Below are 9504 nucleotides of genomic sequence, written 5' to 3'. Positions count from 1 at the left end.
CAAGCCATACAGCAGACGCAGTCCAATTTGAACCGCAATGACCGCAGTGCTGATGGTTGCCGCCAGTTCCAGCACCAAGGCTGAAAGGAACGTGACCCGCAAAACGCTCATCGTCGTGCGGCGGTAATCTTCCGCAACTTTACCAATCCGATGGGTATGCTCCTGAGAACGATTCCACTGTTTGAGTTCCTTCAATCCTTGCAAGGTATCCAGAAAGAACGCGCTCATGCGACTCAGCGCTTGCCATTGCCGGCGGGTTACACTTTCAGAGCCCTTGCCGATCAAAACCATGAAAAAGGGAATCAGCGGAGCAGTAAGCAAAAACACCAGCCCTGAAAGCCAATCCAGCGGAAAAACAGCCAGCAGAATTGCCAGCGGCGTAATAGCGGAAATTGCCAGTTGGGGAAGATACTGCGAATAATAGGCATCCAATGCTTCGACGCCGTTGGTCAAAGTATTACTCACTTCGCCGCTGTTTTCGCGCTGGATGAAGACCGGACCGGCTGCCAGCAGCCTGTCAAACAGCCTGCGGCGGATTTTGTCCTTGACATTCACTGCCAGCCAGCCGGAGATGACTTCCATCCCTCCCCCTGCGCCTGCCCGCAATATGCCCACCAGCAGCAGACCGGTCAGCAACGGCGTTACTTTGACTAAATCCGCACCTTCCAAAAAGACAGCATTTAATATCCCGCTCAACAAACGCGCCTGCAGGATAATCAACACCGCCGCGGCAAGGCTGAAAATTCCAATCAGGATCAGGTACCAGCGTTCTGCCGCCAGCAGACCAAGCAGCCGCTTATCCAGTTTCATGTACCTTCCATTTCGGCTTGAATCGTTAAGAATTACTTTTGAAGGGAAGCGTGCTTCATTGCCAGTTTCAGCGATTCGATTGCCGGCACAGGGGTTGGATCAATACCATAAGCCATCGCCAGATAATACGAAGCATAATCCCCAAAATGGAGGGTTGTCCACATTTGGGCAAGGCGGGTTTCACCTTTGGCTTCAAAATAATCGGTTCCCAAACCGGCCAGCATGAAGGTTTGACGGGTCAGGTCACTGCGAAGCTGGTTTTGGGGATGATCCAGTTTTGCCCGCAGAAAGATGATCATCGTCTTACTGAGCATCTCGGCCGGATTTTCCACGCCAGCAAGCGTATTGTGATCAGCCTCCGGTAGAAATTCAAACTGCGCCCAGGTCTTGGCAATCTCGCTGATCTGACCTTTCCAGCGCCGGGCAACTGGAGCCAGAAACCCCGATCCCATGATCACCACCCAGCGGTTTATCAATTGACCGGCCAATCGTTTTGCCGGGTTGCTGGTGACAGGAATTTCCGCCAGCAAGCTCTTTTGCTGATCGCGCATCGCCTGGATCGCATCTTTCAACTCATCCGCCGGGTCGGGCAATAAATTCAAACGGCTCAACATGGCCAACAACAACCCAAAAGAGAATCCGACTGCCGCCCGCGGCTGTCCCTCGTGCTTAAACTGCCACAGGGGAATCCCTTTGTTTTGCGCCAATTCAGCCAGTTTGCCACCGGTACAAATGGCTGCCACCGAACAACCTGCTTCAATGGCCTGTTCAAAAACCGAAAGGGTTTCTTCCGTGTTCCCGGAATGGCTCGAGGCAATGACCAGAGTAGATTTTGATTTTGCCCACGCCGGTAGGGTGTAATCCCGCTGAACCACAAAAACTGCCCGGCCGAGTGGTTCGAGGTAGGCCCCCAGCAGATCCGCGCCAATGGCCGACCCCCCCATCCCGGCAATCAATACCTGCCGAATTTCACCAACCGGTGGAACGGGAAGTTGATTACCCAGTTCCCAGGCCTGCTCCAGCTGGGAGGGTAAACCATTGATCTCCCCCAGCATATTTTGAGGATCGAATTGAGAAAATTTTTGAAAATCATCCAGGCTGTTCATCATGTTCTCCGCATTAGTTTTGGGGATAAAATCATGGGATTAACCATGTTACAAAATCGAATCGCATGACCAGTGGCGCTTGGGATACAGATACCATTCTCATACTTCCGGGCAGACCTTCATTGGTTCGATAACACAGGTTGAGTCCTTCCGACAAAGATTCCACACTGATCCGGGTGCTTGAGAAAATAGCACTGCGGCAATCGTTCAAGGAAGGCGCTACCTCCCCAAAAATCATCAGGCCGGCATTCTCATCCACTTCAAACCAGAAGCTGCCTTCTTCCGATTGGATCAGTCTCAAATCCACCCCCTCATCATCCGTCACCTCTCCGCTGTCAAGATCAACACCCAGCCCCGGCTGCAGTTCGAGCCTGCCGCTTGCCAGAATCATCGGAGTGGGTGTCATGGTCGGAGTTGAAGTTGGCGTCGGGGTATACACCGCAACGACTTGAATCCGCACCCAAAACGGAGCATTTCCGCCCGGCCCAATCCCAAACAGTTTCCCTTCCGGATTTCGCAGCATCCAGTAACTGGTATATAAACCGGGTTGTTGGGGAGCCAGCATGTCCACTGCAATATCCACGCTCTCACCGGGGTCAACCTTGCCGGGTAAAGGCTGCGAGGAACTTGTCCCCAATCGGTCGCCGGAAAACCACACCACCTGATAATCCCTGTTCCACGGACAGGAGCCGCGGTTGACCAGCCGCCAGATTTTGGTGAACGGCTGTCCCGGCAGCAAACGGGAGTCATCCGGGTAAGTAACATCCAGAATTGCCCCTGCGCCAGCCCGATCACAGGAAGATTCGGGGGGTGCGGCAGTAAAGGAAAGGATTGGTGAAGGGGTAAGCGTGATGACGATAGGTGTAGGTGTTACGGCCGGTTGGGTGAGGTTGGCACCTACCATGGTCGCCACATTTGCGGCAATTTGTGTCAGTTGAAATTCTGCTGTTTGGGCAAAGGAAGTCGGGTCAAAGAAGGGTGCGGGGCTGCCCAATGGGAAATTACAGGCAGCTAAACTGACCAGAATAAAGAATGGCAGAAGAAATTTAATCGGCAGACAGCCAGAAAACTGAACCCAAACCTTCCTCATGGCATGTCCAATTCTACCAAGAATTCGGGCTTCGCACAGATTTCAAATAATCAAGTAAAATAAGAGAACACCAGTCCAGTATTTATTGTTTGTAACAGGTACAGGTATCCGAATGACGAAACCAACCTCCGTACAGCCGGTACGTTATGTTCAATATCGAAATGGGGTCACCTCTCTGGTTGAGGAAGGCCGTGTTATTTCCGAAGCCAGTGTCAGCCTGACGGTCAATGGAATCTTCTGGCTTTCATGGATGTGTACCCCTATGGAACTGGAAGATTTAGCCGTCGGTTTCCTGTTCAACGAAGGAATTATTCAAAGCATCCAGGAAATTGAAATTCTTCGCCCTTGCAATCATGGCGATAATGTGGATGTATGGCTGAACCACCCGGTTGAAAAACCCCTCCACTGGCGCAAAACCTCCGGCTGCACTGGCGGAATGACCAGCGAAACTGCCCAGCAACGCACCCAACCCATCACCAACGGTGATGTATTTCCGGCAGAAAAATTGTTAGGATGGATGGAGCAGTTGTTCGATTCACAGACCCTATATCGCCAAACACGCGGGGTGCACTGCTCAATGTTGACGGATGGCGAAGCAATCATGGCCATTGCCGAAGATATTGGCCGGCATAACACACTGGATAAAATTGCCGGCAAATTGATAAGGCAATCCCTTCAACCCACCCGTCGGATTTTACTGACTACCGGCCGCATCAGTTCGGAGATGCTGCAAAAGGCCGCCCGGATAGGAGCCGCTATTTTGATCTCGCGCACTTCCCCAACATCACTTTCCATTCAACTCGCCGAACAATACGGGATCACGCTGATCGGCTATGCCCGCCGCAATCAATTTAACCTTTATACCCACCCCCAGCGGGTCGGCATAACCTTTCCCGAAAGCATCACCGAGCAACAACCATCCGTTTATCCAGTTTCAGCCTGAGCCACTTGTTCAGCGGCGTGAAATTCCGCCTGCGTGTTGACATTCAAGAAAATTCGCCCATGGGGATCAAATTGAGCGAGTTCCTCTTTTTCAATAAAGTATACTTTTGTGGCGGGGAACCAGGCAATCATTTTTCTTTCTCCCTTTTCGATCGCCTGCCGCACTGCTTGCCGACAGTTTTGGGTGCGGTATACGGCATGGAGCGGTTCAAAACCGACTTCGCTTTTAGGAACAACTGCATCCCAATGGCCACTGACCAATACTTCGGCCTGATAGGTCAGCAAATCCGCGCTGACGAACGGCATATCACAGGCAACCACCGCAGTCACAGGTGAGCTGGAAATCGTCAGCGCCGTTAGCAGGCCACCCAGCGCTCCATAACCGGGGAGAAAATCGCTAAACACCGGCAGGTTGAGAAATTCAAAGTCTTCAGGTCGGTTGGATGTGATCAGAATTTCCTCAGCAACCGGTCTGAGGCGGTCAATGACACGCTGAATCAACGGCTTGCCCAAGAAAGGCAATAAAGCTTTGTTGCTCCCCATTCGTCTGGATTGACCACCTGCTTGAACTACAACCGTCAACTTCATGTATAATAATTATAACCTGTTTGGTAGGAATTATCTGGCCTGTACTCCCTGCCAACTTCACCGTAACCCGCTCCACTTTCTTAAACCTGCCGCCAACAAGGAGAACCAATGTCCAATCTGGATTTAAGTCCGCTTCTCCAACGTTTGGAAGAATATCAACCACAGGGACGAACTGCCCTGTTACCTGCCCTTCACGATGCCCAGCAACTTTACGGTTACATTCCCCAGGCCGCTGCGAAAGCCATCGGGCAGGCTTTGAATGTACCGCTTGCCGATGTTTACGGCGTCATTGAATTTTATTCGCTGTTTTATAGCCAGCCAGTCGGTAAAACCGTCATTCACATTTGTAACGACCCGGCTTGCGCACTGGCCGGTTCCGAAGCGTTATTCAAACAAATTCGTTTTCAGCAAGAGAGTGCTCCAGCCATCGATTCACCTCTATCCCTTACCGTTGAGATGGCGCCTTGTCTGGGATTGTGCGAACACGCTCCGGCCGTCCTCATTCAAGGCCAGCCAGTTGCCAGAGCCAACCGGCAAACCTGGCAGGAGCTGGTCAGTGGTAAGGGAGAACGTCCCTCCAGCATGCTGGGTGGGACCGTTTCCATCCTTACCGCAAATTGTGGTTTGGGACATACGGTCGAGCTATCCGAATATCTGGATTTGGGCGGCTATCAGGCACTTCGTAAGGCCCTCAACATGCCGCCGCGACAGGTCATTGAGGAAATCAAAGCCGCTGGACTGGTTGGACGCGGCGGCGCAGCCTTTCCGACCGGCTTGAAATGGGAGGCCGCTGCAAACGCTCCTGGAGAGGTCAAATATGTCGTCTGCAATGCCGACGAAGCCGAACCCGGCACTTTCAAGGATCGCGTCCTGATGGAAGATGATCCGCACAGTATACTGGAAGGCATTCTCATCGCCGCTTATGCCATTGGCGCACAGAAAGGGTATGTCTACATTCGGGGCGAATACCTGCTGCCCTACCAGGCAATGAACAAAGCTGTAGAAGATGCCCACCAAGCCGGCTTTCTGGGCAATAACGTTCTGGATAGCGACTTCAATTTTGAAATTGAAATTCGGCGTGGTGCGGGCGCTTACATCTGTGGTGAAGAAACCGCATTGTTTGAATCCATCGAAGGTAAACGCGGCTTCCCAAGGTTAAAACCTCCCTTTCCAACCACTTATGGGCTGTTTGGTAAACCTACGGTCATCAACAATGTAGAAACCCTTGCCAATGTCCCGATTATCATTCGCAAAGGGTCCGCCCACTACCGTAAATTAGGCACTGAAAAATCACCCGGCAGCAAATTGTTCTGCCTTTCCGGCGACGTAGTGCGTCCCGGTTTGTATGAAATCCCTTTTGGCGTGCCGTTTCATCACTTGCTGTATGATTTAGCGGGCGGCGTCCGTCCCGGTCACCGTTTTCAGGCGGCTCTGTTTGGAGGGGCAGCCGGTGCCTTTGCCACACCGGATCACCTGAATGTGCGCTTGACCTTTGAGGACTTGAAAGAAGCCGGTTTACCCCTCGGTTCCGGTGTGATCACCGTATTCGATGAAACCCGCGACCTTCGCGACATTTGCCTGCGCCTGGCGCGCTTCTTCGTTGAGGAATCCTGCGGTAAGTGCTATCCCTGTCAAATAGGCACACAGCGGCAATTTGAAATTATGGAACGCATCGCGAGAGGTGAGGTTCAAAAAGATGACTGGGAACGCCTGCAAGATGTGGGCTGGACGATGACCGACTCCTCTCTGTGTGGATTGGGGCAAACCGCCGCCTCCGCCATCCTGAGCGCAATGAAACATTTTCCTCACCTCTTTCAACCCGTCTGAAAAGCACGGGAGGGTAATCCAATGAGTGAAACCATCCGCATTACCATTGACCAGCAAACCCTGCAGGTGCAGGCGGGCAGCACCATTTTGCAGGCAGCCCGACAGGCGGGAATAGACATCCCAACGATTTGTTATCATGATTACTGTACCGCCAACGGCTTGTGCCGAATTTGTGTGGTTGAAGTGGAGGGAGCGCGTACGCTCCAGCCGGCCTGTGTTGCACAGGTGCACGACGGTATGGTTATTTATACCCGCAGCGAACGCGTCCTGCGCTCGCGCCGCACCATTCTGGAAATGCTGGCATCCAGTGTGGATTTAAGCGAAGCGCCCGAAATTCAAACCATGCTCCAGCAATATCATTCTGATTCCCACCGCTTCCCGGATGCTGAAGTCAGGCATCCGCCTGTCATTGACGATAACCCGATGTACATTCGCGATTACGCCAAATGTATCCTGTGCTGGCGCTGTGTTCAGGTTTGTGCGGAAGATGCCCAATACACATTTGCCATTAACTTCTCCGGGCGCGGGTATGAAACCCAGATCAGCACTTTTTACGAAATTTCCATGCCGGAATCAAGCTGTGTGTTTTGCGGGCAGTGTGTGGGAGTATGCCCCACCGGCGCACTGAAACCCAAGCGTCAATGGTTGCTGGAAATGGGCTACACTCCCGACGACATCATGAACCTGACACGCAGTCAGCGTCAGCGCCGCAAAAGGCGGGAAGAAGCCGCTGCTCGTACGGAATAACGGTTTTGCGGTCAAATCCGATTGGAGGTTGCCATGCTGAAAGCAGAAAAAGTTGTCCCAACGACCTGCCCTTACTGCGGCGTTGGCTGCAATTTGGAACTGCATGTGCGCGATGATTTTATCTACAAAGTCACCTCACCGTTTAATTCGGTCGTTAACCACGGCAATTTGTGCGTTAAAGGCCGCTTTGGATTTGATTTTATTTACAATCAAGAGCGCATCACCACCCCTCTGATTCGCAAGCAGCCACAAAAACCCGGACAACGCACCCAGGCCTTCGACCGCTCAGAATGGCGTGAGGTCAGCTGGGATGAAGCGTTGGATTATACTGCCGATCGGCTGGTGGAAATTTACCAGCGCGACGGCTCGAATGCCATGGCAGTGTATTGCTGCGCAAAAGCTACCAATGAAGATAACTACCTGCTGCAAAAGTTCTTCCGCGCGGTTTTTCGCACCAACAACGTGGATCACTGCACCCGCTTGTGCCACGCCGCCAGTGTGGTTGCCCTGCAAATGGCCATCGGCTCGGCAGCCATGAGCAATACGGCAGCCGAAGTAAAAGATTGCGATGTTTTTATCCTGACCGGATCGAATCCAACCGAGAATCACCCCATCATTGCCTTGCAAATGAAAGCCGCTGTGCAAAAATATGGGGCTAAATTGATTGTGGTTGACCCGCGCCGCATCGAGATGGTGAACTACGCCACGCTTTACCTGCCCATACGGCCGGGAAGCGATGTGCCGGTCTTCTCGGCAATGGCACACGTCATCCTCAAAGAAAACCTGTATAACCGCCAGTTCATTGAGCAACGCACCGAAAATTTTGAAGCCTTTGCAGCCTCGATGGAAAAATTCACCCCTGAATTTGCCGAGCAGATTTCGGGGGTTGACCGTCAATTGATCATTGAGGCCGCCCGCATGTATGCCACTGCCCGCAACGGCGCAATATTTTGGGCGCTTGGCATTCCCGAATCCACACATGGCACGGCTAACGCGTTGAGTTTGATCAATCTGGCCCTGTTAACCGGTCAGGTTGGGCGTAAAGGGACTGGCCTGAACCCCCTGCGCGGTCAAAACAATGTGCAAGGCGCTTCCGACTCAGGCGCCATGCCATGGCATTACCCCGGCTATCAGGCTGTGGACAACGAAGAAAACGCCCGCCGCTGGGAAGAAGCCTGGCACATTGAGCCGGGTGGTCTTAACCGCCAGCGGGGTTTGACCACCACCGAGATTCTGGCAGCAGTACATCCCGGCGGAGTACGCGCCCTGTACATAATGGGCGAAAACCCGATGATGTCCGAACCCAATCTCAACCACACCCGCAAGAAAATGGAGGAATTGGAATTTCTGGTAGCGCAAGACCTGTTCATCAACGAATCCGGCGCATTTGCGGATGTATTTCTGCCGGCAACCTCATGGGCAGAAAAGGACGGAACTTTCACCAACACCGACCGGCGCGTTCAGCGCGTACGGCAAGTGATTCCTCCGCGGGGTCAATCCCGCCCGGACTGGGAAATCATCTGCGACCTCGCCAAACGGGTTGAAAATCGTTTGAACCGTGCGCACTCAGCCTACTGGAACTACCGTCACCCTTCTGAAATTCTGGAAGAGATGGCGCGTTACGTGCCGGATTATGCCGGAATTCGTTATGATCGAATTGAAAAAGTCGGCTTGCAAACCCCGGTACCAACGCTGGATCACTCCGGCACCCCCTACCTGTACGGCGAGCGTTTTCCGCGGGGTAGGGCAAAGTTCCACCCCCTTGAATATACCCCCAACGCCGAAATGCCGGATGAAGAATATCCGTTGGTTTTAAGCACCGGGCGGGTGTTGGAACACTGGCACGGCGGCACACTCACCCGCCATTCCTGGATGGATGATTTATTCCCCGAAGCCCTGATGGACATTCACCCGGCCGATGCAGCCCGTTTAGGTGTGAGGGATGGCAGTCCCGTGCGGGTTACCTCACGACGCGGTTCGATCGTCTTAAGGGCAAAAGTTACCACCAAAACCAACATTGGGGTAGTTTTCATTCCTTTCCATTTTCGGGAAGCCGCCGCCAATTTGTTGACAACCGATGCGGTGGATCCGCAGGCAAAGATTCCCGAATACAAAGCTGCTGTGGTGCGTGTTACGCCGGCAAGCGATGAGGAATTAACCGCCGCGGTTGAATCCCAACCCCGCGGCAGGTATTAACTATCGCCCGTCTGCATCGCGGATAATAGCCCGCGCCAGCTGCAAGAATTCCTCCCACTCCTCCGTGAAAAAGTGCAGAGTTACATTATTTAATTCCAGATGGTAGGTGGTTTCCCCATCCGGTTCTTCAGCCTGCCACGCCATGTAGTTTTCGGTTTCGGCAATTGTTTCGGTTTTCGGGTCCATGGCACTGCTCAT

At 52.8% G+C, this 9504-nt stretch carries 9 protein-coding genes; 4 read left to right on the top strand and 5 right to left on the bottom strand.

Annotation, left to right across the window (positions count from 1 at the left end):
- From ACWIZX_RS00250 to ACWIZX_RS00240, 3 genes are all read right to left on the bottom strand, one after another.
- On the bottom strand, positions 1-810 hold an 810-nt coding region (locus ACWIZX_RS00250; protein ID WP_448334429.1), incomplete at its 3' end, for an ABC transporter transmembrane domain-containing protein.
- A gap of 32 nt (positions 811-842) precedes the next feature.
- Positions 843-1919 (bottom strand): bifunctional phosphoglucose/phosphomannose isomerase, encoded by a 1077-nt coding sequence (locus tag ACWIZX_RS00245; protein ID WP_448334428.1) that lies wholly within the window; start codon positions 1917-1919, stop codon positions 843-845.
- 28 nt (positions 1920-1947) lie between these two features.
- Positions 1948-3006, bottom strand: coding sequence for an NBR1-Ig-like domain-containing protein (locus tag ACWIZX_RS00240; RefSeq protein ID WP_448334427.1), 1059 nt, complete (start codon positions 3004-3006; stop codon positions 1948-1950).
- Positions 3007-3118: 112 nt separating this feature from the next.
- Here ACWIZX_RS00240 and fdhD point away from each other — a divergent pair, with 112 nt between their 5' ends.
- The gene (gene fdhD / locus ACWIZX_RS00235) at positions 3119-3949 is read left to right on the top strand and encodes a formate dehydrogenase accessory sulfurtransferase FdhD (RefSeq protein ID WP_448334426.1); all 831 of its coding nucleotides are present in this window, start codon (positions 3119-3121) and stop codon (positions 3947-3949) included.
- Here the strand turns inward: fdhD and mobA are convergent.
- Positions 3931-4536 (bottom strand): molybdenum cofactor guanylyltransferase, encoded by a 606-nt coding sequence (gene mobA, locus ACWIZX_RS00230; protein WP_322792361.1) that lies wholly within the window; start codon positions 4534-4536, stop codon positions 3931-3933. The two genes, fdhD and mobA, sit on opposite strands and share 19 nt — an antisense overlap.
- Before the next feature lie 108 nt (positions 4537-4644).
- Between mobA and nuoF the strand changes: the two genes are divergently transcribed.
- From nuoF to fdhF, 3 genes are read left to right on the top strand one after another with little or no spacing between them, the layout of a single operon-like run.
- Positions 4645-6363 carry an NADH-quinone oxidoreductase subunit NuoF gene (nuoF, locus tag ACWIZX_RS00225; RefSeq protein WP_448334425.1) on the top strand — a complete coding sequence of 573 codons (1719 nt, stop codon included), beginning with the start codon at positions 4645-4647 and terminating at the stop codon, positions 6361-6363.
- A 21-nt stretch (positions 6364-6384) separates the two neighbouring features.
- Positions 6385-7110 carry a 2Fe-2S iron-sulfur cluster-binding protein gene (locus tag ACWIZX_RS00220; RefSeq protein ID WP_322792363.1) on the top strand — a complete coding sequence of 242 codons (726 nt, stop codon included), beginning with the start codon at positions 6385-6387 and terminating at the stop codon, positions 7108-7110.
- 33 nt (positions 7111-7143) lie between these two features.
- The gene (gene fdhF / locus ACWIZX_RS00215) at positions 7144-9306 is read left to right on the top strand and encodes a formate dehydrogenase subunit alpha (protein ID WP_448334424.1); all 2163 of its coding nucleotides are present in this window, start codon (positions 7144-7146) and stop codon (positions 9304-9306) included.
- Here the strand turns inward: fdhF and ACWIZX_RS00210 are convergent, their stop codons facing one another.
- A complete protein-coding gene (locus ACWIZX_RS00210) occupies positions 9307-9504 on the bottom strand; it encodes a hypothetical protein (RefSeq protein ID WP_322792365.1) in 198 nt (65 codons plus the stop codon).

The sequence above is a fragment of the Bellilinea sp. genome, from assembly GCF_053501535.1.
The sequence above is the reverse complement of the archived record's forward strand: the minus strand, read 5'-3'. Positions and strand labels throughout refer to the sequence as shown.

Excerpts from the sequence above, each read along its gene's own strand:
- ACWIZX_RS00240 (WP_448334427.1), bottom strand. The coding sequence starts at position 3,006 with ATGAGGAAGGTTTGGGTTCAGTTTTCTGGCTGTCTGCCGATTAAATTT.
- fdhF (WP_448334424.1), top strand. The coding sequence starts at position 7,144 with ATGCTGAAAGCAGAAAAAGTTGTCCCAACGACCTGCCCTTACTGCGGC.
- ACWIZX_RS00220 (WP_322792363.1), top strand. The coding sequence starts at position 6,385 with ATGAGTGAAACCATCCGCATTACCATTGACCAGCAAACCCTGCAGGTG.
- mobA (WP_322792361.1), bottom strand. The coding sequence starts at position 4,536 with ATGAAGTTGACGGTTGTAGTTCAAGCAGGTGGTCAATCCAGACGAATG.
- fdhD (WP_448334426.1), top strand. The coding sequence starts at position 3,119 with ATGACGAAACCAACCTCCGTACAGCCGGTACGTTATGTTCAATATCGA.
- ACWIZX_RS00245 (WP_448334428.1), bottom strand. The coding sequence starts at position 1,919 with ATGATGAACAGCCTGGATGATTTTCAAAAATTTTCTCAATTCGATCCT.
- ACWIZX_RS00210 (WP_322792365.1), bottom strand. The coding sequence starts at position 9,504 with ATGAGCAGTGCCATGGACCCGAAAACCGAAACAATTGCCGAAACCGAA.
- nuoF (WP_448334425.1), top strand. The coding sequence starts at position 4,645 with ATGTCCAATCTGGATTTAAGTCCGCTTCTCCAACGTTTGGAAGAATAT.